Here is a 25,104-nt window from a genome sequence, read left to right as displayed (position 1 = left end):
GACCGCGGCTCCCCATCTTCTCTTCCATGGTGCACCCAACCTCGCATGGGCATGATTCATCGCCGGACCTCCGGTCCACATAGGAATAAGCGATGATCAGAACCCTAGAGTGACGTAAGTCTATGGGTCAATCAATACTTTGGGTCGCCGAAGAAGCCTCAATAAGGAGGAATCGCACATTGATACAGCGCTGAGTGATCAATGGCCCCGCTGGACCGCTGCGGCCCGCATAACACCTGGCCGGACCGGATGCAGCGATTTCTGATCGTTCACCTCGATTACCTACTAATCGCGGTCACACCCACAAAAAGGCCCAGAAACCTTTGCTACCCGACAACAACTTGCGGATCCGCACCCGGCGGCCAATTACCCGGATCAATGCCAACACACACCGGACCGCCCGCCCGAACACGACCCCGCTCCGCACGACGAACAGAGGGCAATCGGATCGATGCCGACCGGGAGCGTTCTTCGTTGATCATGTATGAGCTCCGTACTGACCGCCGCCCTCGCCGCGGCATTGAGTTTCCCCAGCCCGACACTCCCCGCCGCGCCACCGTCGGAGTGGACCCAGACGGGATACGGGCCTGGACTGACCTACTACAACCCGTACGAGAACAGGCTCACCCCGGCCTCGGTGAACGCCATCTCGCAGCGCTGGGAGATTCCCACCCAAGGCGCCCCGGAATGCGAGGTAGGCCGGGAACCGCTCGCCGGGGACGGTCGGATCTACACCAGCGACCCCGGCGGCATCGGGGCGTACGACCCGGCCACCGGCGCCCGGCGCTGGCACGTGAGCCTGCAGCGCCGCGGCGTCACCCGGATGGCCTTCGCCGAGGGCATCCTGGTCGCCCTCACCTACGCCTGCGACAACCAGCACAGCTTCCTGTCCGCGTACCGGGCAGCCACCGGCCAGCGGCTCTGGGAGATCCCGCTCGGCGCGCCCACCCAGGACATGATCGTCGACCGGGGCGTGGTCGTGGTCGACACCCGGCCCGACTTCGAGACGTCCACGGTCGCGCACCGGCTGACCACCGGCGCCCGGATGTGGAAGCTGTTCGGCACCCGGGGCGACGGGCTGCTGTCGGCGCAGGGTCGGATCCTGCTGCGTACCGAGGGACAGGGTTCCCGGGCCGTCGACATCAAGACCGGAGCGACGATCTGGCACACGCCGGAGGACTGGTACGCGGTCGGCAGCAACCCGAGCGGCTCGCGCTTCTACATCGGGGGCCGCAACGGCGGGCTCAGCGCCATCGACTCGATCAACGGCAACGTGGCCTGGAACTCGGCCTGGCCGGCACACTCGGTCACCGCCGACGAGGAGCGCCTCTACTTCCCGCGGTACCGCAGCGTCATCTCGCTCGACGCGAAGACCGGCCGGAAGCTCTGGTCGGTGCACCTGCCGGACGGTGCGGGCCAGCCGGTCCGGGCCGGACGCCTGCTCTACAGCCCGTCCGGCATGGGACACCCGCTGTCGATCGTCGACGCCGTCACCGGTCAGGCGATGAAGGGCGGCATGCCGAGCGAGCAGAACTACCCGCCGGCGGTGGCAGGCGGCCGCCTCTTCCTCACGGACGGCAACCGCCTGCGCGCCTACTACTGACGGGCCGCTCAGCCGTACAGGCGGCGGCGGCTCACCTCGGCGAGGGTGACCGCTGCCGCCACACTGGCGTTCAGCGACTCCACGTCGGAGGCCATCGGGATGCTCACCCGCAGGTCACAGGTCTCGCCGACGAGGCGGGACAGACCGCGGCCCTCGGAGCCGACGACCACCAGCAGCGGCCCGACCGCGGCCTCCAGCTGGTACAGATCGGTCTCCCCGTCGGCGTCCAGGCCGATCGCGGTGAACCCGGCCTTCTGCGCCGACTTGATCGCCCTGGTCAGGTTGACCACCTGCGACACCGGGACCCGGGCGGCTGCGCCGGCGCTGGTGCGCCACGCGGTCGCGGTGATCCCGGCGGCCCGCCGCTCGGTCATGAAGACGCCGTGCCCGCCGAACGCGGCCACCGAACGGATCACCGCACCCAGGTTGCGCGGGTCGGTGATGCCGTCGAGCGCGACCAGCAGCGGGGCGGTCTGCTCGAGGGAAGCCGTCACCAGGTCGTCGAAGTTCTCGTAGGCGAACGGCGGCACCTGCAGCCCGACGCCCTGGTGCAGCACCCCACCGGTCATCCGGTCCAGCTCGGTGCGGCTGATCTCCAGGATCGGGATGCCCCGGTCGCCGGAGGTCCGGACGATCTCGGTGACCCGGTCGTCGATGTCGAGGCCCTGCGCCACGTAGAGCGCGGTGGCCGGCACCAGCGCGCGCAGCGCCTCGACCACCGGGTTACGGCCGAGCAGCAGCTCGGGGCCCTCTTTGGTGGGGTTGGACCGGCGGCCCGGAGCGATCCGCGGACCACGCGGGCCACCGCCCCGGACACCACCGCGGGTCGCCTGGGTGCGGGTCATCCCGGGAGCACGACCACCGCCGCGGCCCCAGGTGGTGTCTTTGGTGCCGGGCATGCCGACCTTGGGCACGCGGCCCTCGGCGGCCGCGGCCCGGCGCTCCTTGTCCTGCTTACGGGCGGTCTTCTCGGGCAGCTTCTCGGTGCCCGAGTAACCCTTGTGCCACGGCCGCTCGTCGGCCGGCAGGGTCTTGCCCCGGCCCTTGAGACCGGCGCGGTTCTTGCCACCGGAACCGGCGACGGCACCCTTCTTCGAGGCCGTACGCTTGCTCGCGTTGAATGAATTGCCCGGCATCAGTGCTGTTCTCCTACCGTCCATCGCGGCCCGGCCGGAGTGTCCTCCACCTGAATACCCGCGTTCTTGAGCTGGTCGCGCACCGAGTCGGCGGCCGCCCAGTCCTTACGTGCACGGGCCTGCGCCCGCTGCTCCAGAGCCAGGGCGACCAGCGAGTCGACCACCGGCTTCAGGTCGTTGCCGCCCTCGCCGCCACGCCATTTCTCGTCGAACGGGTCGAGCCCGAGCACGCCGAGCATGGCCCGGACCGCGGTGAGCGCGCCCCGGATGGCGGCCTCGTCATCGGCGGCCAGGGCGGTGTTGCCCTCCCGCACGGTGTCGTGGACGATCGCCAGCGCCGCCGACGTGTTGAGGTCGTCGTTCATCGCCTCGGCGAAGGCCGGTGGCACCTGCTTGGGCCGGCCCTGCCCGACCACCTCGGCGGCCCGGTGCACGAAGCCCTCGATCCGCCGGTAGCCGGCCGCGGCCTCGCGAAGCGCCTCGTCCGAGTAGTCGATCCGTGAGCGGTAGTGCGGGCTGCCCAGGTAGTAGCGCAGCTCCACCGGCCGGATCCCGGACTCGACGAGCGAGGTCAGGTCGATCACGTTACCCAGCGACTTGCTCATCTTGGAGTCGCCGAGGTTGAGCAGGGCGTGGTGCACCCAGTAACGGGCGAACCCGAGGCCGGCCGCCTTGGACTGGGCCACCTCGTTCTCGTGGTGCGGGAACGTCAGGTCCAGTCCGCCGCCGTGGATGTCGAACTCGTCGCCGAGGTAGCGCCGGGCCATCGCGGAGCACTCGATGTGCCATCCCGGCCGGCCCTTGCCCCACGGCGACGGCCAGTAGGCGTCCCGCGGCTCGTCGGGCTTCACGCCTTTCCAGAGTGCGAAGTCGCGATAGTCACGCTTGGCGGGGTCGTCCGCCTTCGGCCGGCGCAGGTCCGCCGGATCCTGACCGGAAAGGGCGCCGTACCCGGAGAAGGAGAGCACGTCGAAGTAGACATCGGCGCAGTCGCCACCCACCGGGTACGCGTGGCCACGCTCGATCAGCGTCTCGATCAGCTCGTGCATCTCCATGACGTGGCCGGTGGCCAGCGGCTCGTAGGTGGGCGGCAGCACGTTGAGGGCGGAGTAGTCACGCTCCAGCAGCAGCCTGTTCTCGTAGGCGATGGCCCAGAACGGCCGGCCCTGCTCACCGGCTTTCTCGAGGATCTTGTCGTCCACGTCGGTGACGTTGCGGACGAAGGAAACCTCGAGCCCGGTGTGCAGCAGCCACCGGCGCAGCACGTCGTAGTTGACGGCGGAGCGAAGATGACCGATGTGGGGCGAGGACTGCACGGTGACGCCACACAGGTAGATCCCCACCTGACCGGGCGTCATCGGGACGAAGTCCCGGACCGATCGGGTCGCGGTGTCGTACAAGCGCAGAGTCACCGTACAAGGGTACCGGCCGGTCCTCAGGGACGCGTCATCCGGAGCACGTCGAGTGCCTCGTCCAGCTGAGCCTCGGTCACCGTGCCGGCGGCCACGTGCCCGCGCTCGATCACCACCTCGCGGATGGTGCGCCCGGTGGCGAGTGCCTGCTTCGCGATCGCGGCCGCCTCGTCGTACCCCAGGTAGCGGTTGAGCGGGGTGACGATCGACGGCGAGCCCTCCGCGTACCCCCGGGTGATCTCCTCGTCGGCCTCCAGGCCCGCGACGCAGCGATCGGCGAGGAGCCGGGCCACCGCGGCCAGCAGGCGGATCGACTCGAGCACGTTACGGGCCATCACCGGCAGCATCACGTTGAGCTCGAAGTCGCCCTGGGTGCCGGCGAAGGCGACCGTCGCGTCGTTGCCGATGACCTGGGCGGCGACCTGACGGACCGCCTCCGGGACAACCGGGTTCACCTTGCCCGGCATGATCGACGAGCCGGGCTGCAGATCGGGCAGGCGCAGTTCCCGCAGGCCGGCCCGGGGACCCGAACCCATCCAGCGGATGTCATTGGCGATCTTGTACAGGCCGGCAGCCACCACCCGGAGCTGCCCGGACACCTCGACCAGCGCGTCCCGGGCACCCTGCGCCTCGAAGTGGTCCCGTGTCTCGGTCAGCGGCAGACCGGTCTCCTCGGCCAGCAGGCGGATCACCGCGGGCGCGAAACCGGGCGGGGTGTTCACGCCGGTCCCCACCGCGGTGCCGCCGAGCGGCAGCTCGCCGAGCCGCGGCAGGGTGGCCTGAAGCCGCTCGACACCGTTGGTGACCTGCCGCGCGTACCCGGAGAATTCCTGCCCCAGGGTGACCGGCGTGGCATCCATGAGGTGCGTGCGGCCGCTCTTGACGATCTCCGAGAAGTCGGCGGACTTCGCGCTCAGGACCGTCGCCAGATGAGCGAGCGCCGGGATCAGGTCGGTGGTCACCGTCTCGACCGCGGCCAGGTGGATCGAGGACGGGAAGACGTCGTTCGACGACTGCGACGCGTTGACGTGGTCGTTCGGGTGCACCGGGCGGCCCAGGTCGCGGCCGGCCAGCGTGGCGATGACCTCGTTGGCGTTCATGTTGGACGAGGTGCCGGAGCCGGTCTGGAAGACGTCCACCGGGAACTGGTCGTCGTAACCGCCCTCGGCCACGTGCGCGGCCGCGGTCGCGATCGCCTCGGCCAGGTCCTTCTCCAGCACTCCGAGGTTCGCGTTCACCCGGGCCGCGGCGCCCTTGATCCGGGCCAGCGCCCGGATGTGGGACGGCTCCAGCCCACGGCCGGAGATCGGGAAGTTCTCCACCGCCCGCTGCGTCTGCGCGCGCCACAGGGCGGCGGACGGCACGCGTACCTCGCCCATCGTGTCGCGTTCGATCCGGAAACCACTCTCGTCAGTCGTCACCGGACCATCCTCTCTCGAGGTCCGCCGGACCGCAGTCGATACCGATCCGGCGCAACCGCCCGGCCAGGACGTGACGTTCCGGGGTGCCCATCTCCTCGAACATCCCGCGGGCCTCCGACCACAGCCGCCGGGCCCGATCCGGGTCACCGCCGGCGACGCAGTCACCGATTCCGGCCAGGGCACGGGCGATCGAGTACGGCTGACGCGCCTGCCGGGCCAGGCGCAGGGAGCGCTCGAAGCTGGCCAGAGCCGCTTGGTCGTCCCCTGACCGCAGCAGCGTGACCGCATAGTCGTGCAGGTGTTCGGCGGCGTATCGGACCTCCCCGACCCGGTCGGCGATCTCCACGGCCAGCCGGTGCTGGACCACTGCCGACTCGAAGTCGCCCTGCTCGGCCAGGACCGTGCCGAGTTCGGTACGCGCGTCGGCCTCCAGGACCGCGATGCCCTGCCGGAGAATCAGCCGGAGGGCGACCTCGACGTACCGTTGCGCGGCCGGCGCCGTGGCGAGGCCGAGCCGCCGTTTGCTCCGCTGGATGTTCAACAGCGAGCCGGCCTGCTGGTGGGCGTTGTCGCGGATGTCCCCGGAGAGCAGGCGGATCCGGTCGAGGCGCAACGCCTCGGCGTAGTTGCCGAGATGCTGGTAGGCGTTCGAGAGCTGGAAGAGCGCGGCCATGCCGATGATGCGGGACCGGCCCAGTGCGGCGATCCGGCCGGCCCTCTGGGAGGTCTCGACCGCCTCGGCGAAGCGGCTGGTCGCGATGTCCAGGGTGGCCAGGTTGCCGAGTTTGTTGGCCATGATCCGGAGGTCTCCACGCTTCTCCGCTGCCCGGACCGCGATCAGCACGTACTTGCGGGCGGTGTCGTACTCCCCGCACCGGTAGTGGTAGGAGGCCAGACCGTTGACCATCATCGCCACTGCGGTCTCGTCGCCGGACCGCTGAGCGACTGCCAGCCCACGCTCGTGCAGCACGCCGACGTCCTCGGTGTAGCCGCGGTAGAAGAGCAGGCACCAGGCCGCCCGGGGAAGCAGCCACGCGTACTGCGGATGCTCGGAACGGGCCGCCGCCTCGACGAAGGCGGACAGGTCGGCCCGCTGCCGTTCCAGGCGGGCGAACGGATCGGCGATCGCCGCCGCCAGTTCCGGCCGCCGGTGCGGCACATGCTTGAACTCCTCATCCAGCGACGGGCGGGACGCGCTGAAGCACGAGGCGACGGCCGCATGGGTCTCCAGATCCAAGAGTCCCAGCAGGGCCTGCTGCCGCTCCGGCTCGGACAGCTGCCCGGCGAGCGCGGCGGCGAACTCCCGGAGCAGGTCGTGCAGCCGGTAGACGCCGGGCTCGGGCTCCTCGATGAGGTGCACGTCGACGAGCTCGTCAAGCAGTTCCCGGGCGCAGTCCAGGTCCGATCCGCTCAGCGCGGCGGCCGCCGGAGCGTCCAGCGACATGCCCGGGTAGAGACCGAGCAGCCCGAAGAACCGCTGTGTGCCCTCCGACAACTGACCGTAGGAGAGGGCGAACGTGCTGGCCACGGTCCGGTCCTCGGCGGCCAGCTCGGGCAGCGCCGACTCGCCGAGGCGGCGCAGCAGGTCGGCGACCCGCCAGCGCGGCCGGTGCGCCAGCCGGGCACCGGCCAGGCGCACCGCCAGTGGCAGCCCGCCACACCGGCGTACCACCTCGGCCGAGGCTTCCGGATCTTCCCGTACCCGCTCGCCGACGATCCGCTCCAGCAGCGCGATCGCCTCCTCCTGGGCTAGCACCGGCAGCGACTCCGGGTTCACCCCGTCGAGGCCGGCCAGCCGACGGCGGCTGGTGACCAGGGCGACGCTGCCCGGGGAGGTCGGGAGCAACTCGGCGACCTGCGCGCTGGAGCCGGCGTTGTCGAAAATCACGAGGGCGCGGCGGCGGGCCAGTTCGGTACGCCACAGCCCGATCCGGTCGACCAGGGCAGGCGGGATGCCGTCGGCGGGCAGGCCGAGCTGCCGCAGCAGCACGAGGAGGGCGGCGGACGGGTCGACCGGGTCGTGCTCGCTGTGGCCCTGCAGGTCGACGAAGAGGTGCGCGTCAGGGAAACGGTCGCCGAGCAGGCCGGCCAGGTGCAGGGCGAGTGTCGTCTTGCCGCTGCCGGCCATCCCGTCGATCACGACGATGGCCGGCCCCCGCTCGGTCGCCACCGCGCCGGCGAGCAGCCGATCGACCAGACCGGCCCGTCCGGTGAAGTCCGGGACCGAGCGCGGAAGGCAGTGCACCGGTACCTGGCGTACCGGATCAGCCGGGATCACCACGGGGGCGACCTCGGGCACCGTGCCCACCAGGATGTCACGGTGCAGTTCCTGCAGCTCCCGGCCGGGTTCGATGCCCAGTTCCTCGCTCAGGACGTCACGGGCCCGCCGGAACTCGGCAAGCGCGTCGGCCTGCCGGCCCGAGCGGAACAGCGCCAGCATCAGCTGGCCGCGCAGTCGCTCCCGCAACGGGAACCGCTCCACCTGAGCGGTCAGCTCGCCCAGCAGCTCACGGGCCCGGCCCGCCGCCAGCTCCAGGTCGATCGCGTCCTCGATCGCCAGCGCGTGGCGCTCGTCGAGCATCGCCGCGGCCTGGCGCACCCCCGGCGCCTCGATCTCGGCGCAGGCCGGACCACGCCAGAGCTCCAGAGCCTGGCGGTACGCCGCCCGCGCGTCCCCGCCGTCCGGTGCGGACCGGGCCGTCTCGACGAGGGCGAGGAAGCGTTCCGAGTCGAGGTCGCCGTCCGCGACGTCGATGCCGTACCCGGCCGGGTCGGTGATGATGGCGTCCGGCGGGAGCAGCCGGCGCAACCGGGAGATGCAGGTCTGCACCTGGCCGCGCACGGTGGCCGGAGGCGCCGTGCCCCACACCGCCTCGGTGAGTTCGCCCAGGCCGACTATCCGTCGCGGACGGAGAAGCATCATCGCGAGCATGGTCCGGTCACGACCGGCCGTGATTGCTACCGGGCGCTCATCAATAACTACGGAGAGTGTTCCTAAGATCCGATAGCGCAACGTAGTCACCCCGTCCGTGGAGCCGCGTGCGAAGCCTACCGACCACATCGAGAGCGAAACGACAGCGAATCGACAGCGCGCTACGGAAACCTTCTCCCCAGCGCCGCTTCGTCACCGATGTTTCCCAGAAACGCCCCAGAGCGGGGGCGGGGCGGCCCAAGCCTCAACGGGGGAGATGCAGCCCGCTCGCGGTTCGCCGCGAGCGGGCTGCTCGTATCTTCAGCGATCACGCAGAGTTGGACGTCGCTGCCTTCGTTACGTACCGTCGGCTGCGTTTGGATGACCCCGACGAAGAGGAATCTCCGATGCGACGCGCCATCCTGGCCGTGTTCGCGGGCGGTGCACTGCTGACCAGTGCCGCCTGCGGCGACGATCCGAAGACCGAGAATGCCGCCGCGCCGGCCGTCACCACCCCGGCCGCGTCCACCGCCGCCGCGCCGGACGCCTCGTCCCCCGCCCCCGACTACACGGCCGACAACCTGCGGATCTGCGACCGCGTGGACAAGGTGATCAGCACCGAGTTCAAGGGCTTCGGCGACGCGCTGGGCAAGATGATCGCCTACAAGGAGGCGAAGGACACCGCCGCCGCGGACAAGGCGGAGAAGCAGGCCGCCACCGAATTGAAGGCGGTCGCCACGCAGCTCCGCAAGGAGACCACGAAGGCGCTGGACCCCGAACTCAAGACGCTGGCCACCACCTCGGCGCAACGGATCGACACGAGCGCCAAGAATCTCGACTTCATCGAGCGGATCAAGACCAGCAAGGACCTGGACCGCACGCTGCAGGAACAGCTCTCCGACTGGATCAGCCCGGTCGTCGGCCACTGCGCCGTCGCCAGGGCCGCCGAGGCGCCGTCCGGGTCGCCGTCGGAGCCGCCCGCCTCGGCGGCCCCGTCAGCGTCGGCGGGATAGACGTCAGCGGCGGGACAGACGTCAGCGGCGGCCGATGTTAAGAACCGGCTTCGGCTTGGTGACCTCGGCGAAGAAGTCGTTGCCCTTGTCGTCCACGACGATGAAGGCCGGGAAGTCCTCGACCTCGATCTTCCAGACCGCCTCCATGCCGAGCTCGGGGAACTCGAGCACCTCGACGTGGCGGATGCAGTCCTGGGCCAGCCGGGCCGCCGGGCCGCCGATCGAACCGAGGTAGAAGCCGCCGTACGTCTTGCACGCGTCGGTGACCTGCTGCGACCGGTTGCCCTTGGCCAGCATCACCATCGAGCCGCCGGCCGCCTGGAACTTCTCCACGTAGGAGTCCATCCGGCCGGCGGTGGTCGGGCCGAACGAGCCGGAGGCGTACCCCTCCGGCGTCTTGGCCGGGCCGGCGTAGTAGACCGCGTGATCCCGCATGTACTGCGGCATCGGCTGGCCGGCGTCGAGCCGCTCGGCGATCTTCGCGTGCGCGATGTCGCGGGCCACCACGAGCGGGCCGGTCAGCGACAGCCGGGTCTTCACCGGGTACTTGCTGAGCTCCTCGCGGATCTCGGCCATCGGCCGGTTCAGATCGATCCGGACGACCTGCTCGGTCTCCAGGTTCTCGTCGGTGACCTCGGGCAGGAAACGCGCCGGATCGGTCTCCAGCCGCTCCAGCCAGACACCCGAAGGGGTGATCTTGGCGACCGCCTGCCGGTCGGCCGAGCAGGAGACCGCGATCGCGACCGGGCAGGACGCCCCGTGCCGGGGCAGACGGATCACCCGCACGTCGTGGCAGAAGTACCGTCCGCCGAACTGGGCGCCGATGCCGAAGTCGCGGGTCAGCTCCAGAACCGCGGCCTCCAGCTCCAGGTCGCGGAATCCGTGCGCCAGCATGGTGCCCGAGGTCGGCAGATTGTCGAGGTACTTGGCGGAGGCCAGTTTCGCGGTCTTCAGCGCGTGCTCGGCGCTGGTGCCGCCGACGACCACGGCCAGGTGGTACGGCGGACACGCCGACGTACCGATCAGCCGCAGCTTCTCGTCCAGGAACTGCATCATCCGCTGCGGGTTGAGCAGCGCCTTCGTCTCCTGGTACAGGTACGACTTGTTGGCCGACCCGCCGCCCTTGGCCATGAAGAGGAACTTGTACGCGTCCGGGTGACCGCCCGGGTCCTCCGCGTACAGCTCGATCTGCGCCGGAAGGTTGGTGCCGGTGTTCTTCTCGTCCCACATGGTGATCGGGGCGAGCTGCGAATACCGCAGGTTGAGCCGGGTGTACGCCTGGTAGACGCCGAGCGCGATGGCCGCCTCGTCGGTACCGTCGGTGAGCACGTGCCGCCCGCGTTTGCCCATCACGATCGCGGTGCCGGTGTCCTGGCACATCGGCAGCACGCCACCGGCCGCGATGTTCGCGTTGCGCAGCAGGTCCAGCGCGACGAACCGGTCGTTCGGCGACGCTTTCGGGTCGTCGATGATGCCGCGCAACTGCGCGAGGTGCGCCGGTCGAAGGTAGTGGGCGATGTCGTGCATCGCCTCCGCCGTCAGCTGGGTGAGCGCGGCCGGTTCGACGGTCAGGAACCGTCGTTTGCCCGGGCCTTCGACGACGTCCACGCCCTCATCCGTGACCAGGCGGTACTCGGTCAGGTCGTCTCCGGTCGGAAGGAGCGGCGAGTACCTGAAATCGACGCTGGAGCTCATGAGCGGAAAGCCTAGGCCAGCGGGGCGGCGGTATGCGAACCCATCCCCGGGGCGCTCCGCTTTCAGGCGAACGGCAGATACGCCATGTCGCGGCCGGAGACGAGGATCATGCCGTTCGCGCCGACGGCGAAGACCTTCGCATCGGTACGTACATCGGCACGAACCGCACCGGTCGCGGGTGCCAGCGCCGTCACCCGGCCTTCCGAGGCCACGATCGCGGCGTACGGGGTGAGCGCCGCACCCGCCTCCTTGCGGCCCTCCTGCCTCCAGACCGTCTTGTCCTTCGTGAACGAGAAGCCCCGGATCGAGCTGCCCTTGCCGATCACCGCGTACGTGTCGTTGACGGCGAGCACCGTCGACTCCTTGTCGCCGTACCAGAGGTTCCGCCCGTCGTAGCCGTTGATCAGAACCTCCCGGCCGTACGGGTCGACGCCGAGCACCACGTTGTAGCCGCCCGCCGGGTCCCGCGACTGCTCGCAGGCCGAGCCGTTCTCAGCGGTCCGCAGGTTGAGGCCGTCCCGCTGCCACACGGTCTGCCCGCGGGGCGGGCTGCCGGCCACCACGCCGTAGTAGCAGGTCCCGTCCCGGGCCGTGCCGGTGACCGTGAGAACCCGCCCGCCGACCACCGCGACCCGCTGGTTGCGTTCCGGCCGCAGGGTCTGCACGAGGCGCCCGGTGGCCGTGTCGATCACCCGGACCTCACCGTCGTGCGGGAGCCCGAGCAAGCCGGGCAGCACCGGCGGACCGGCGACGTCGTCGTCCACGGCTCCGGAGATCAGCCGCCGGGTGTCCGGCAGGTCGGGGTTCGCGGCGTCCAGGACGAAGCCGATGCTGCCGGTACCGACGCTCCACAACTGGGTGCCGGCCCGCGGGTCCCAGGCGGTCAGTTTGCAGTCGTCGCCCCCGCCGCAGCTCAGGTCGACGATCGCGTCCTGGTACGTCCAGACGGCTGAGGCGACGGTGTCGGCCCGCCGTACCGCGCCGGTGGCCGGATCGAGGACCTGGTAGCCCTTGGTCAGCAGGCGGCCGGTCACCACCACGGCGTTCGAGCCCTTGCCGGCGATCGCGGCCCAGTCGGCGTCGGAGGACCAGAGCTTGACGGCCGCGGTCAGGCCGTAGGCCTCCACCGACGTCCGGTACTCGACGATCACCGCCTCACCGGCGATGGCCACGCTCTGCGGGGTGCCGCCGAGCGCCTGCTGCCATTGGGTGCCCGGCGCGACCGGCCCGCTCGTGGTGATCCAGGACCAGACCTGCGGCCACGGGTTCCACACCCGGGTGGTGGCCAGCACGGTGACGGCCACCGCGGCGACGGTGACCACCCAGAGTCCCTTCCAGGAACCGCCTCCCGAGGCCATGCGGGCAGGGTAATGACCTTCGATCCCGGAAGCCCCGAGCGCGGAAAGTCCGTGTCGTTGCGTTATGCCTGACTTGCTGCCCGAACCAGAGGCACGGTCCGGTACGGGATCAGCTCGGCCAGCGCGATGATCGTGTGCGCCCGGACGATGCCCTCGTAGCCCACGATCTGATCGATCACCCGCTGCAGGTCGGCGTTGGATCGCGCCACGATCCGGCACAGGATGTCACCGCTGCCGGTGATCGTGTGCGCCTCCAGGACCTCGGGAATCTCGGCCAGATGCTCGGCGACGGCGTCGTGGCCGTACCGCTGGCTGATCTCCAGCGTCACGAAACTCATCACGCCGAACCCGATCGCGGCGGGAATCACCTCGGGCCCGAAGCCTTTGATCGCGCCGCGCGCGATCAGCTTGTCGAGCCGCGCCTGCACCGTGCCCCGGGCGACCGCGAGCCGCCGGGAGAGTTCCAGCACACCGATCCGGGGCTCGGCCGCCAGCATCGAGATCAGCCGCGCGTCGAGCACGTCCAGCTGGACATTCTGCTCACCCACCCGGGGAACGTACCGCACCGATCGCACACGTTGCGCATCGAAGATCGCGACAGTTGCCCATGACCGTGGGCTGCGTCACCGTCAGTCGACCTGTGACACTGTGATCAGGCCTCGCGCCGGCCGACCGGTGCGCAGAGAAGTGTCAGGCTGTCGTGGTAAAGGTTTGCGCATGAGTTCCGTTCCCGCGGGTTGGTACAAGGACCCGGCCGACACCAGTACCCAGCGCTATTGGGACGGTGAGGGCTGGCTGGGCAAGGCCATCCCGGCCGACGCCGTCCCGCCGGACGGCCCGCCCGCGGCCGAACCGGAGCCACCGGCCCCGGCACCACAGCCGCTTCCCGTCACCGGCCTGCCCGCCGCCGGCCCGCCCGCTCCGGCACCGCCCGGCTGGACGCCACAGCCTCCGCCCCCGGCCGGCTGGATGCCGCAACCCCCGCCACCGCCCGGCTGGCAACCACCGCCCGGCATGCAGCCCCCGCCCGGATGGCAACCTCACCCCGGAGCCCAGCCTCATCCGGCGGCCCAGCCTCATCCCGGAGCCCAGCCATACCCGGGCGCCCCGCCTCACCCGGGCGCCCAGCCCATGAAGGCGCAGCCGTACCCCTATCCGTTCCCGTACCCGATGCCGATGCCCGCGGTCCGTCCGCACGGCATGGCGCTGGCCGGGCTCGGCAAACGACTCACCGCGCGCCTGATCGACATCTTCGCGGTCCTGCTCATCAACATCGTGGTCAACGGCTACTTCGGTTACCTCTACCTGCAGGACTTCCGGCCCGCCTTCCGCAAGTACATGGACGAGGTCGCGGCCGGCAACACCGCGCCGATCCTCCCCGTCACCGATCGGATGCAGACGCTGTCACTGGCGATTGTCATGATCGCCACGCTGGTCTGGCTGGCCTACGAGGCGCCGGCGATCGCCAGCAGCGGCCAGACCCTCGGTAAACGGATCATGGGCATCAAGGTCGTCCCGGTGGAGAAGAACGAGCCGCTCGGCTTCGCCCGCGCGTTCGCCCGCTGGGGCCGGCTCGGCATCTGGAACCTCTTCTGGTGGTGCGGCGTCGGCCTGATCGTCCAGTTCGTCTTCGCGCTCTCGCCCGCCTTCGACCCCCGCCTGCGGCAGGCTTGGCATGACAAGGCGGCGGCCACCGTCGTCGTCGACGTGCCGCCCGGCGGAGCCCCACCGAGCACCCCATCCGGAGGATCCCGATGACCCGCCTCACCCGCGCCGACCTGGACGCGCTGCCCAACTACGTGCCCGGCCGCAACGTCGCCGACCTGGCACGTGAGCTGGGCATCGCCGAGGCGGTCAAACTCGCCAGCAACGAGGTCCCGTACGGCCCGCTCCCCGGCGTGGTCGAAGCGGTCACCGAGGCGGTCCGGTCGGTGCACCGGTACCCCGACATGGGCGTCGTCGAGCTGCGCGACCGCATCGGCGCCTGGCTCGGCGTCGACCCGGCACGGGTGGTCACCGGCTGCGGGTCGGTGGCGCTCGCCGAGATCCTCGTCAAGGCCACCTGCCTGCCCGGCGACGAGGTCGTCTACTCGTGGCGGTCGTTCGAGGCGTACCCGATCATCGCGGCCGGCGCCGGCGCCACCAGCGTGCGCGTGCCGAACACCCCGGCGCACGGGCACGACCTGGCCGCCATCGCCGAGGCGATCACCGACCAGACCCGGATCGTCTTCATCTGCAACCCGAACAACCCGACCGGCACCTTCCTGCGCAAAGCCGAACTCGACCGGTTCCTCGCCGACGTGCCCTCCGACGTGCTCGTGGTGCTCGACGAGGCGTACCGGGAATTCGTCACCGACCCGGACGTGCCCGACGGCGTCGACGTCTACGGCGACCGGGCCAACGTCGTCGTGCTGCGCACCATGAGCAAGGCGTGGGGCCTGGCCGGTCTGCGGATGGGATACCTGATCGCCCAGCCCGACGTCGCGGCCGCCGTCCGCAAGGTCGTCACCCCGTTCTCCACCAGCCTGGTCGCGCAGGCCGCCGCGCTCGCCGCCCTCGACCAGGAAGCCGAGGTACGCCGCCGCTGCGCCCTGGTCGTCTCCGAACGGACCCGGGTCGCCGAGGCGCTGCGCAAGCTCTCCCTCGACGTGCCGGACAGCCAGGCCAACTTCGTGTGGCTGCCGCTCGGCGACCGTACCGCCGCGTTCGCCTCCGCCTGCGAGAACCGGGGCGTCATCGTGCGCGGCTTCCACCCCGAGGGGGCGCGGGTCACGATCGGCACGCCGGAGGAGAACGACCAGTTCCTTGCGGCCGCCGAGGCTGCGCTGAGCTAGCTGGCTGAGCTTGCTGGCTTCGCTTCGCTCCGCGGCAAAATGCCTTGTAACCGGTGATGAGTCAGGCGATTTACCGCCACCCAGCAAAACCCGCTGGGCGTCGGTAAATCGGCTGCCTCATCACCGGCGGCATTTTGCGGGGTCGCTCTGTGGCTCCGGGTGCACTGGGAAACGTGCGGGCAAAGGGCGGGCTGCTCTGTGGCTGCGGGTGCACGGGGAACGTGGGGGCAAGGGCGGGGGTGCTCTGTGGCTGCGGGTGCACGGGGAACGTGGGGCGAGTGCGGGGGTGCTTTGTTGTCATGCGCGCATCGGGAAGTTGTGGGGGCACTGCGGGGCTGGGTTGTGGGGGCTGGCTTTGTTGTCAGGTGGTGGCGGTTTCGGCTTTGGCTTCCTGTTCTGCTCTTTGGTGGTCCTCGGTGGTTATCCGGTGCGGGAAGACCCTGGGGGAAAGGGCCGTCAGTACCGTGGCGGTCAGGGCCAGTGCGCCGGCCAGCAGGGGCAGTGTGCCGAGATGGCCGGTGCTGACCAGGCGCTCGCCGAGGAAGGCGCCACCGCCGATGCCGACCTGGAAGGCCACCACGTAGACAGCCGAGGCGGCGTCACGGGCGGTCGGCGCGACCCGCAACGGAGCCGTCGACAGGAACACCGGGATCGCCGTGAAGGCGCCGCCCCAGAGCAGCGTGAACACGATCGTGGGCGCCGGGCCGAGCACCGGTGCCATCATCACCACGGAGACGGCCACGGTCGCCGACAGGCCGATCACGAGCGGTCCCGGCCGCAGGTCCACGAACCGCCGCACCACGAAGTTGGCGATCAGCCCCACCGCGCCGTACCCGAGCAGGAGCGCGCTCAGCGCGGCCCCGTCCAGCCCGGCGTCCCGGCGGACCAGCGGGGCGATGTAGGTGTACGCCGCGAAATGCCCCACCACCAGCACCGTCGTGATCAGGCAGAGCCGCGCCACCCGCCCGTTGCGCAGAATCCCGATCGCATTGCGCATCAACTGCCCGGTCGGCGTCTCGCGGTCCCGCGGCAGCGCCGGCAGCTTGGGCAGCACCGCCAGCAGCAACGCCACACAGACGGCGCCGGCCACCGCGAAGACACCGACCGCGACCCGCCATCCCAGCCACTGGCCGAGGGCCGTACCGGCCGGCACCCCGAGCACGATGGCCAGCGAATTCCCCACGAAAACCATTGCCGTGGCGCGCCCGCCGTGCCCCGGCGGCGCCAGCCGGACGATGATCGGCGCGATCACCGACCAGAACACCCCGTGCGCGAGGGCGCAGATCAGCCGGGACAGCATCAGGATGAGGAACGTCGGTGCGACCGCCGCGGCCGCCTGTGAAACCGCGAACACCGCTACCGTCACGGCGATCAGTGTGTGCCGCGGCAGCCGCATGGTGAGCGCGGTCAGCGGGATCGTGCTGACCGCGGCGACCACGGCGTAGCTGGTCAGCAGCAGGCCAACCTGCGCTTCGGTGACGTCGAGGTCGGCCGCGATCTCCGGCAGCAGGCCGACGGGAAGGGTTTCCGCGGCGACGTAGCAGAAGGTGGAGGTGCTGAGGACGAGGAGCGCCGGGCGGTTGAGTCTCACCCCTCACACAATAAACTCTGAGCTAGAGCTTAAAAAGGATGACGATTGTGACGACGCGCTCCACCGAACTGCTCCGCATAGTGCACCGCCACCCCGGCGTGACCCGGGCCGACGCTGCCCGCATGCTCGGCATCGGTACCGGCGCCGCCACCGAACTCGTCACCAAACTCAGCCGTGCCGCCCTCCTCACCCAGGCCCCGGCCGCACCGAGCGGTACTCGGGGCCGTCCCACCACCGTTCTGCTGCCACACCCCGACGGCCCTCTCGTCCTGGCGCTCGCCATCACCCACGAGGCGTGGCGGCTCGACGTCGTCGAACTGGGCGGGGCCACCGCCGCCTCCATCGCCGAACGGCACGGCGACCCCCGATGGGCAGACGTCCGCGCGGCGGTCACAGCCGCGATCAAAGACCTGACCACGCGGTACGGCCGAAGGCTGCGCGCCATCGGCATCTCCGTCCCCGGACCGGTCTCCCGAAGCCTGCGCCTGGAAGCGTTCAAATCCGACTGGCACGGCATCGACCTGAACGACCTGTGGCCCGAAGCCGGCCTCCTGGTAGCCGGCAACGACGCCACGCTGGCCGCCACCGCCGAACACCTCCGAGGTGCAGCAGCCGGCGCGGCTGTGGCCCTGCATCTGCGCATCGAGGCCGGCCTGGGCGGTGCCGTTATCGAGGACGGCCGCCCGGTGATCGGCGCACACGGAGCCGCCGGCGAATTCGGCCACATGCCCTTCGGCGACCCCGCCGTACGCTGCGGTTGCGGAGCAAACGGCTGCTGGGGCACCACCGTCGACGGCACCGCTCTGGCCCGCCTCCTCGGTGCTCCACGCCCCCGCGACCCGGTCACCTACGCCCGCCGGGTGATCGCCACCGCGGCCCGCGCACTGACCGCACAGCGTGCCCGCCAGGACCTGGCCGGCCTGCCGCCGTCCGCCGCTGCCCCGTCACCGGACCCCGTGCCGCTGGATCCCTCCTCGCTGACCGCCGGCCGCCTCGCCGATCGCAGCCGGCCTGCAGGAGCCGACGCCACGGCCGGTCCCCCGATCGCCAGTCCGTACAGTTCCGGCGAGGCGGGCCCGGACACCGATCCGATCGCCGCCGTAGAGGCGGTCCGAACCGTCGGAATCGCCCTCGGCAGAGGCATCGCGGGCCTGGTCAACGCTCTCGACCCGGACCTGGTCACGCTGGGCGGTCTTGGGGTCGACCTGCTGGCCACAGTTCCCGAGTCGATCGATGCCGCGTACCGCGACGGCCTCATGCTGATCCACCGCGACTCACCGCCGCCGATCCTTCCGGCAGCTCTCCCCGACGACGAGGGCCCGATCGCTGGCGCGGCCGAGGAGGCATGGTCGGCCCTGCTCCCCCGCCTGACGTGACCCGGCGGCCCCAGGCCACCTCAAGCCGCCTCAGCCGGGCCGTTCTCTCGGCCGGGCCGTTCTCTCGGCCGGGCCGTTCTGAGCCGATCGTTTCCCGTCAGGCCGTTGTCAGTCAGGAAGCGCGGTGACCAGGACGGCGTCGAGGGTGAGGTAGTAGACCGGCGACTCCGGGTCGTCCGGCGCATCCCGGTTCAGACGCTCCATCGACAGGAACCCGTCGGTCACGTGATAAAGGCCCGGCTTCCAGTCGGTGCTGTCCGCCTTGTCGGGTGGGAACGTCATCGGGAACGAATACTTCAGCGCTCCGGTCTGGGCATCCACTCCCTTCAGCATGTTGTCCGGCGTCAGCAGCAGCACCGTCCGCAAGTCTGCCCCCAGCACCCGGACCGGCCCGGAGGTTATCCACAATGTCGCTCCGTCCACAGACCGCGCGGCGATCTCTGCGGAATAGGACGACTGTGGGTTCCCGGACCCGGAGGTTCCGGCATCCACCGGCGGGGCCTTCGATGTCGGCAGCGCTGCGGTGGCACTGGAAGACCACAGGGCCGGCAACGCCGCGGTGGCGCTGGAAGACCCCGGGGCCGGCGTCGCGGAGACGCCGGACGACGCCGGGGTGGGCAAAGCAGCCGGCGACGGAGCGACGGGAGACGCGGAGTGCGAGGTGGTGGAGGTGAGCACGACACCGGCGGCGAGCGTGGCGGCCGGGTCGTCGAGGGCCGGCACGCGGCGCGGTTCGGCACCGGTGACGAGCCAGGCCTGCCCGGCCCCGTCCCGGACGGCATCGCACCCGGAGGTGACACATCCGACCGGCGTGTACGGACCGGCCGGCCACCCGGTGAGCGGGACACCCGACGTCGCCTCATAGACACCGGTCGCGCAGAGGTACGCCCCACCGCTGGTGGTGAGGCCTCCGGAGCACCCGGCCGGGACGGTGGCCGCCCAGATCGGCCGGCCGTTGCTCACGGCGTACCCGGAAAGGCTCTGTCCCTCGGTGACCACGAGGGTGCCGCCGGCCAGACGCAGGCCCGGAGGGTTCCAGACCGCCGCGGCGCCGGTCCGGTGTCCGGCATAGCCGGGCGCCGCCGGACCGTCGGCCCGCCAGGTCACTTTTCCGGTACGCGCGTCGATCGCCACCAGTTTCCCGTCGGACCACCGGGTGACGACCGTGGTGCCGCTCGCCACCACCGCACTGAGCTGCTGGGGCCAGCGGCGGAACGACCAGCGGGCGGTGTAGACGGTTCGCGCGGTGACCGGCCCGTCCGCTTTCACCTGATGCTTCGCGGCGTACACGCGCACCCGGCCGTCGACGATCAGCGGCGCGATGTTGAGACGGCTCGTCACGCCGAGGAGCACGGCCGACGGTGTGGGAGGGTTCGGCGTCCTGGCGCTCGCCGACAGCTCCGCGGGAGCCAGCACACGCCAGCCGATCAGGCCGCTAACCACCAGCAGAAGCGCGGCCGCCATGATTCGCAGCAGCACCCGGTTCACGGCCGAGAGTATTCCAGGTCCGTACGGATGACCTCACCACCGGGCAGATGACGGGCACGCTCCGGGGATACATCGCGCGAACCGTGTCCCCGGCGGGACTGCGGCGCTACTCGTACCCGCCGTTGATCAGCCCCAGGCGGACGAGTTCGGTGAGTGGTTCGACCACGTTGGCGGCGCCGAATCCGACGAACAGGGGGCGTGGCGCGTGCCGGTGGGCGCGGGCCGGCTCGACCAACGGGACCGGGTGGGTGGCCGCGAGCGCCTCGGCGACTTCGGCGACCTCACCTCCGTCGGCGGCGACCACGGTGGCGACCAGGACGTTGAGGAACCCGTGGTGGGTGAAGCCGGTCTCCGGGTCGGTGTGCCGGGTGGCGTGCCGCAGCCCGGCCGCGAGTTTGAACGGCAGTTCCCGGTCCCGGCAGGCGCAGATGACCGCGGCGAGCTCGACGGGGGTGGGGAACAGTTCCGCGGCCAGGCCACCGACCCGGAACTTGGGCGCGATCGACAGTCCGCCGGACCGTGCCGCGGCGACCGAGTCGAGTGCGGCGAGCAGTCCCCAGCTGAGCGGGATCTCGGCGTACAGGGGCAGGCCGTTCTGCGCGGCGGCGAATTCGCAGAGGGTGGCGACGCCGGGTTGCGGGTCCTCACCGCGGCGGGCGACGGCGGCTTCGACGTGCTCGACGACGACTCCGGAGGCGCGCAGTTTCTCGACGGTGGCGGGGAGGGCGGCGGCCGGTACGTCGCCGATCAGACCGGCGGTGAGCCGGGGCACCTGTTCGGTGCCGACGATGGAAGCGGGTACGAGAAGCGAGCCGACCAGCCCGCGGTACCAGGCGGTGGCGTGCTCGCGGTGTTTAGCGACGGCGTCGGTGAGCCCGACGGGGCTGGGTGGGAGCAGGGAAGCGTCATCGACCAGCCCGGCGTACAGCGGAGGCACCATCGTTGACACGTTTCCGAACCTAATAGACGCCGTGAGATGCGGACAACCAAGTCCGTTATGTCACTTCCCAGCCCGACCGGACAACAAGACCCGTTCCGCAGTGACGGATCAGCCGGCCGGGCGAGGAGTCAGCGGCGTTTCCCGACAAGCGTCAGCAGCTCCGCCACGGCAGCCGTGAGCATCCCGGCGACCAGCGGAATCGGCCCGCCGACCACGGCGTACGCGAGAAGGAAGAGCGGCGCCGCAAAGGTCAGGTAGACCGCGACCGCGAGGTTGCGATCGCTGTTCCGCAGCCGCGGCAGCACCACCCTGGCCGGCTCGGGAAGGCGCCCCCGGAACCAGAAGATCACCGCACCGAAGACGAGGACACCGATCAGACCGGCCCAGACCCGCGAGATGCCGGTGCTGGTCAGGGTCATCGCGGCGGACAGAACCGCGGCGACGATGGTGCCGCCGGCGCCGTACCGGACGGTTTCCCGGACCGCCTCCGCGGATTCCCCGGAGATGTCCAGCACCGGGCGGGTGGGCCGGCTCACCGGCGGGGCAGTGGGTGTGGCGGCCGGGGGGGTGCCGGGAGTTTCGGTGGTGTTAGCGGGAACCGGCTCCTGGGGTGCGCTGAGCGATGCCTCCTCGGCGAGGTCCTCGAGGGCCTGCGCCCAGCGGCGCCGTTCGAACCGGACGATGCCGGCCTCCCGGCTCGCGTCGGCGATCGCCGAGTCGAGTTCGAGTGCCTCCCCGTAGGCCCGCTGTGCCAGGTCGAACAGGCGCAGCCGAGCCGCGACCAGGGCCAGCACCAGGTGGGCTTCGGCTTCGGCCGGCGCGACCTTGACGCCGTTCCAGGCGGCGTTGAGCGCTTCCTGGCCGTTGCGTGACTCGCTGAGGAGCGCGGCGCCGGTGCGTTGCGCGTACGGGTCGTCGGGCCACCTGCTCAGGATCTCGGCGGCGATCTGTGCGGCGTCGGCGTATCGCCGGCTGTCGGTGAGCGCCATGGCCCGTGCCACCAGGGCGGGCAGCGCCTCCGGGTGGGCCGCGGCGGCGCGGTCGGCCGCGGCGAGAGCTTCGGCGGGCTGTTCGGCGGCGAGGTGGATGCGGGCGAGGGTGGCGAGGAGGTTGACCTCGTGCGGCTCGGCGGTCAGTCCGGCCGCGATCTCGTCCGCGGCCTCGTCGTAGCGGCCGAGGTCGGCGAGCAACAGGGCGCGCTGCCGGTGTTCCTCCGGCGTGGTGTCGGGCTCCATGGGGGCGGGCACCTGCCGAGCGTAGGCCGTCTACCTGGAAATCACGTCAGTCGGGGTGCGGCGTCCGGAAGGACTATCGCCACCGCGATTCCGGCGAGTCCTTCACCGCGGCCGGTGAGCCCGAGGCCGTCGGTGGTGGTGCCGGCCACGGTCACCGGAGCGCCGGCCGCGTCGGAGAGCACCTTCTCGGCTTCGGCCCGGCGCTTGCCGATCTTCGGGTGGTTGCCGATCACCTGGATGGAGACGTTGCCGATCGCGAAGCCGGCGGCGCGGACCCGGCGGGCCGACTCGGCGAGCAGGGTGACCCCGGCCGCTCCGGCCCACTCCGGCCGGCTGGTGCCGTAGTTGCTGCCCAGATCACCGAGTCCGGCGGCGGAGAGCAGGGCGTCGCAGGCGGCGTGCGCGGCGACGTCCGCGTCGGAGTGCCCGGCCAGCCCGGGTTCGCCGGGCCAGTGCAGACCGGCCACCCAGCAGGGGCGCTCGGGGTCGAAGGCGTGAACGTCGGTACCGATGCCGACCCGCGGAATGATCACGCGGTGAAGCCTAGGGCTCGAGGCTCAGCACGTGGGTGGCGAGGGCCAGGTCGATCGGCCGGGTGATCTTCAACGCGAAGTCGGACCCGGGGACGCAGATCACCGGACGGCCCAGTTTCTCGACCGCCCCGGCGTCGTCGGTGTGCAGGTCGGCGGCGGCAGCGTGGGCGGCCCGCAGCACCGTGGCGCGGAAGCCCTGCGGCGTCTGAACGGCCCGCAGCACCGACCGGTCGACGGTGCCGAGCACCGTGCCGTCGGCGGCGACCTCCTTGATCGTGTCGATCACGGGGAGTGACGGGATGACCGCGTCGGCCCCGTCGCGAACCGCGGCCGCGACACGCTCGAAAAGGTCGGGAGGTGCCAGGCAACGGGCGGCGTCGTGCACCAGCACGATCCCGATGTCGCCGGGAACGACCGCGAGCGCGGCGGAGACCGAGTCCTGCCGTTCTGCGCCGCCGGCCACCACGGTGACCGGCGCGATCGGCGCGAGCAGGTCATGCACGGCCTCGACGTCGGCGGGTGGAGCGGCCACCACGATCATCCGGACCGACGGCGCGGCGGCCGTCCGGCGGATGGCGTGGACGAGAAGCGGCTCGCCTTCGAGAAGGCGTAAAGCCTTGGGAGCACCGGGCCCGAGCCGCACACCGGCACCGGCCGCCGGAACGACGACGGCGACGTCACCGCGAGCATTGAGCTGCGCGGTCACGTCGCCGTCGTCGGACACGATATGAAGAGGGATGGCGTCGCTGGATCAGGCCTCGGTGAGGACCTTGTCGAGCAGGACCTCGGCCTCATCCTTGGTGCTCTTCTCAGCGAGGGCGACCTCACCGACCAGAATGTCACGAGCCTTGGCGAGCATCCGCTTCTCACCCGCCGACAGGCCACGCTCACGCTCACGACGCCAAAGGTCACGAACAACTTCCGCGACCTTGAGCGGGTTACCGGAAGCGAGCTTCTCCAGGTTTGCCTTGTAGCGCCGCGACCAGTTGGTCGGCTCCTCGGTGTGCGGTGCGCGGAGGACGTCGAAGACCTTGCCGAGGCCTTCCTCGCCAACCACTTCGCGCACGCCGACTTCTTCGGCGTTCTCAGCGGGCACTCGAACAGTCAGATCGCCCTGGGCGACACGCAGAACGAGATACTGCCTTTCAACGCCCTTGATGACCCTAGTCTCGATTGCCTCGATGAGTGCGGCCCCGTGGTGGGGGTAAACAACGGTCTCGCCGACACTGAAAACCATAGGTTCGAAACCCCTTTCGCTGTGTCTAGGGTAACACGCCCAGGCGGCCGTGTCTCGCCCTGACGGTCACTGTTAGTGCAGCTCAGAGGCCCTGTGATGGGGCTTTCTACCGCTTGACAGCGAAGCCGGAAGCTGCCTAAGTAACGCAACGTGACGCGACCGTCACGGCTTCCACCAACGAGCCCGCGCTTGCCAAGTCGGGAATTTCGGACCTGATGGCTTTGTGAGATCAAGCTTATCGCTAAGGTCCGCATCAGTGCACCACTGGCGATGCAGCCCCACGTGGGGGAGGCTGGACGGGAGTCCCCGACCGAAGCAAGATCTGGTCGGCCAGGGGGGAGGTTGAGTCATGGCTGGCGCGAGCGACAACGGCGGCAGGCCGCCCGGGGGCGGGACCCCGGACGATCTCCCCGACTTCCCCGACGAGTGGGGAGTGATCGTCGTCCCCGACGATCTCGCCGAACTCGCCGACGAGGTCGCGGCCGTGCGAGCCGAGTTGCGCACCGGCCCCCCGCTCACCCGCATGCAGCGCCTGGCCCGGAGGCCACCGGTCCGCCGGCTCCGCCGGTTCGGCACCTTCCTGGTGCGCACTCCCACCCTGATCATCGCGATGGCCGTGCTCGTCACGGTGGCCAGCCTGTTCGCATCGGCCTGGCCCGGCCCGCCCAGGCAGCCGGCCACCCAGCGCACCTCGAGCACCAACGAGACCCCTATAGAGAAGCTGCCCGCGATGGATCTGATCGACACGGCCGACGGTGAGGCGGTCTCGGTCCGAGGCCGGTTGCCCGCCGTGGTGCTGCTCACCGAGGGTTGCGACTGCGCGAAGCTGATCACCGACACGGTCGCGGCGTCGCGTCCCGGCATCACGATCCTGGTGGTCTCCTCGATCAAGCCGTCGACCGGCGTGTCGGCTTCCGACGTACTACCCACCGCCCGCACCCCGGCAGCCGACGGCAAGACGCTGGTCTTCCTGCACGACCAGACCGACACGCTTCGTGGTCAGCTGGGCGTCGGCACCCCTGACGGCACTGCCGCGGTGGCTCTGGTCGACTCCCTCGGCAAGATCGTCCGGGTCCACCAGCGAACCGCGTCGGTGGAGACGATCCGCCCCGATCTGTCTCGCCTATAACGACCAAACCCCTTCTTCGGTACGAAACACGCAGAACCCGACAGCACCAACGCAGCACCCGGGCCTACTACGCGGCGCAGGTGCCCCTTCAGGTCTCCAGCGACCGCCGGCCTCATGCGGCTGCGTTCTTGAGCAAGGCCGGGCTCTTGACTTCAGGCAGCCACTTGCGCCCGCCGGAGCCCGTGATCGTGG

The 25,104-nt window shown here is 70.6% G+C and carries 20 protein-coding genes; 6 read left to right on the top strand and 14 right to left on the bottom strand.

The annotated features are described in order from the left end of the window. Positions 1-484 precede the first annotated feature (484 nt). Positions 485-1,603, top strand: a complete 1,119-nt coding sequence (locus AB0G04_RS00870) for a PQQ-binding-like beta-propeller repeat protein (protein ID WP_360974186.1) — start codon at positions 485-487, stop codon at positions 1,601-1,603. An 8-nt stretch (positions 1,604-1,611) separates the two neighbouring features. Here AB0G04_RS00870 and rlmB read toward each other — a convergent pair whose 3' ends face one another. From rlmB to AB0G04_RS00850, 4 genes are read right to left on the bottom strand one after another with little or no spacing between them, the layout of a single operon-like run. Further along, positions 1,612-2,739, bottom strand: a complete 1,128-nt coding sequence (gene rlmB, locus AB0G04_RS00865; protein WP_360974183.1) for a 23S rRNA (guanosine(2251)-2'-O)-methyltransferase RlmB — start codon at positions 2,737-2,739, stop codon at positions 1,612-1,614. Then, positions 2,739-4,151, bottom strand: a complete 1,413-nt coding sequence (gene cysS, locus AB0G04_RS00860; protein WP_360974180.1) for a cysteine--tRNA ligase — start codon at positions 4,149-4,151, stop codon at positions 2,739-2,741. The genes rlmB and cysS overlap by 1 nt, the downstream gene beginning before the upstream one ends. Positions 4,152-4,174: 23 nt before the next feature. Beyond that, positions 4,175-5,572, bottom strand: a complete 1,398-nt coding sequence (locus AB0G04_RS00855) for a class II fumarate hydratase (protein ID WP_360974177.1) — start codon at positions 5,570-5,572, stop codon at positions 4,175-4,177. Next, positions 5,562-8,495, bottom strand: a complete 2,934-nt coding sequence (locus AB0G04_RS00850; protein ID WP_360974174.1) for a BTAD domain-containing putative transcriptional regulator — start codon at positions 8,493-8,495, stop codon at positions 5,562-5,564. Before AB0G04_RS00850 ends, AB0G04_RS00855 begins: the two co-directional genes overlap by 11 nt. Positions 8,496-8,890: 395 nt before the next feature. Between AB0G04_RS00850 and AB0G04_RS00845 the strand changes: the two genes are divergently transcribed. After that, the gene (locus AB0G04_RS00845) at positions 8,891-9,496 is read left to right on the top strand and encodes a hypothetical protein (protein ID WP_360974171.1); all 606 of its coding nucleotides are present in this window, start codon (positions 8,891-8,893) and stop codon (positions 9,494-9,496) included. A 21-nt stretch (positions 9,497-9,517) separates the two neighbouring features. Here AB0G04_RS00845 and AB0G04_RS00840 read toward each other — a convergent pair whose 3' ends face one another. From AB0G04_RS00840 to AB0G04_RS00830, 3 genes are all read right to left on the bottom strand, one after another. Continuing rightward, a complete protein-coding gene (locus AB0G04_RS00840; RefSeq protein WP_360974168.1) occupies positions 9,518-11,191 on the bottom strand; it encodes a fumarate hydratase in 1,674 nt (557 codons plus the stop codon). 62 nt (positions 11,192-11,253) lie between these two features. Further along, positions 11,254-12,549 carry a hypothetical protein gene (locus AB0G04_RS00835; protein WP_360974165.1) on the bottom strand — a complete coding sequence of 432 codons (1,296 nt, stop codon included), beginning with the start codon at positions 12,547-12,549 and terminating at the stop codon, positions 11,254-11,256. Between the two features lie 62 nt (positions 12,550-12,611). After that, positions 12,612-13,097: an Lrp/AsnC family transcriptional regulator gene (locus tag AB0G04_RS00830; RefSeq protein WP_360974162.1), complete on the bottom strand. Its 486-nt coding sequence runs from the start codon at positions 13,095-13,097 to the stop codon at positions 12,612-12,614. A gap of 169 nt (positions 13,098-13,266) precedes the next feature. Here AB0G04_RS00830 and AB0G04_RS00825 point away from each other — a divergent pair, with 169 nt between their 5' ends. Further along, positions 13,267-14,307 (top strand): RDD family protein, encoded by a 1,041-nt coding sequence (locus AB0G04_RS00825; protein WP_360974159.1) that lies wholly within the window; start codon positions 13,267-13,269, stop codon positions 14,305-14,307. Next, the gene (gene hisC, locus AB0G04_RS00820) at positions 14,304-15,383 is read left to right on the top strand and encodes a histidinol-phosphate transaminase (RefSeq protein WP_360974156.1); all 1,080 of its coding nucleotides are present in this window, start codon (positions 14,304-14,306) and stop codon (positions 15,381-15,383) included. The genes AB0G04_RS00825 and hisC overlap by 4 nt, the downstream gene beginning before the upstream one ends. A 361-nt stretch (positions 15,384-15,744) precedes the next feature. Here the strand turns inward: hisC and AB0G04_RS00815 are convergent, their stop codons facing one another. Next, on the bottom strand, positions 15,745-16,974 hold the full coding sequence (locus AB0G04_RS00815) for an MFS transporter (protein WP_360974153.1): 1,230 nt from the start codon (positions 16,972-16,974) through the stop codon (positions 15,745-15,747). 47 nt (positions 16,975-17,021) lie between these two features. Here AB0G04_RS00815 and AB0G04_RS00810 point away from each other — a divergent pair, with 47 nt between their 5' ends. Further along, on the top strand, positions 17,022-18,350 hold the full coding sequence (locus AB0G04_RS00810; RefSeq protein WP_360974150.1) for an ROK family transcriptional regulator: 1,329 nt from the start codon (positions 17,022-17,024) through the stop codon (positions 18,348-18,350). Positions 18,351-18,458: 108 nt separating this feature from the next. Here the strand turns inward: AB0G04_RS00810 and AB0G04_RS00805 are convergent, their stop codons facing one another. From AB0G04_RS00805 to AB0G04_RS00780, 6 genes are all read right to left on the bottom strand, one after another. Continuing rightward, positions 18,459-19,838 carry a PQQ-binding-like beta-propeller repeat protein gene (locus tag AB0G04_RS00805; protein WP_360974146.1) on the bottom strand — a complete coding sequence of 460 codons (1,380 nt, stop codon included), beginning with the start codon at positions 19,836-19,838 and terminating at the stop codon, positions 18,459-18,461. Positions 19,839-19,944: 106 nt separating this feature from the next. Continuing rightward, complete coding sequence (locus tag AB0G04_RS00800; protein WP_360974143.1) at positions 19,945-20,787, bottom strand: hypothetical protein; 843 nt, start codon at positions 20,785-20,787, stop codon at positions 19,945-19,947. Between the two features lie 119 nt (positions 20,788-20,906). Then, positions 20,907-22,013 carry a tetratricopeptide repeat protein gene (locus tag AB0G04_RS00795; RefSeq protein WP_360976180.1) on the bottom strand — a complete coding sequence of 369 codons (1,107 nt, stop codon included), beginning with the start codon at positions 22,011-22,013 and terminating at the stop codon, positions 20,907-20,909. A gap of 41 nt (positions 22,014-22,054) precedes the next feature. After that, positions 22,055-22,546: a 2-C-methyl-D-erythritol 2,4-cyclodiphosphate synthase gene (gene ispF, locus AB0G04_RS00790; protein ID WP_360974140.1), complete on the bottom strand. Its 492-nt coding sequence runs from the start codon at positions 22,544-22,546 to the stop codon at positions 22,055-22,057. Between the two features lie 10 nt (positions 22,547-22,556). After that, positions 22,557-23,252 (bottom strand): 2-C-methyl-D-erythritol 4-phosphate cytidylyltransferase, encoded by a 696-nt coding sequence (gene ispD, locus AB0G04_RS00785; protein WP_360976177.1) that lies wholly within the window; start codon positions 23,250-23,252, stop codon positions 22,557-22,559. A gap of 45 nt (positions 23,253-23,297) precedes the next feature. Further along, positions 23,298-23,783, bottom strand: a complete 486-nt coding sequence (locus AB0G04_RS00780; protein ID WP_014447856.1) for a CarD family transcriptional regulator — start codon at positions 23,781-23,783, stop codon at positions 23,298-23,300. 349 nt (positions 23,784-24,132) lie between these two features. On the opposite strand from AB0G04_RS00780, the gene AB0G04_RS00775 reads away from it, so the two are divergent. After that, the gene (locus AB0G04_RS00775) at positions 24,133-24,912 is read left to right on the top strand and encodes a hypothetical protein (RefSeq protein ID WP_360974137.1); all 780 of its coding nucleotides are present in this window, start codon (positions 24,133-24,135) and stop codon (positions 24,910-24,912) included. The last annotated feature ends 192 nt before the right edge of the window (positions 24,913-25,104 follow it).

The sequence above is a fragment of the Actinoplanes sp. NPDC023801 genome, assembly GCF_040639655.1.
GTDB lineage: Bacteria > Actinomycetota > Actinomycetes > Mycobacteriales > Micromonosporaceae > Actinoplanes.
The sequence above is the reverse complement of the archived record's forward strand: the minus strand, read 5'-3'. Positions and strand labels throughout refer to the sequence as shown.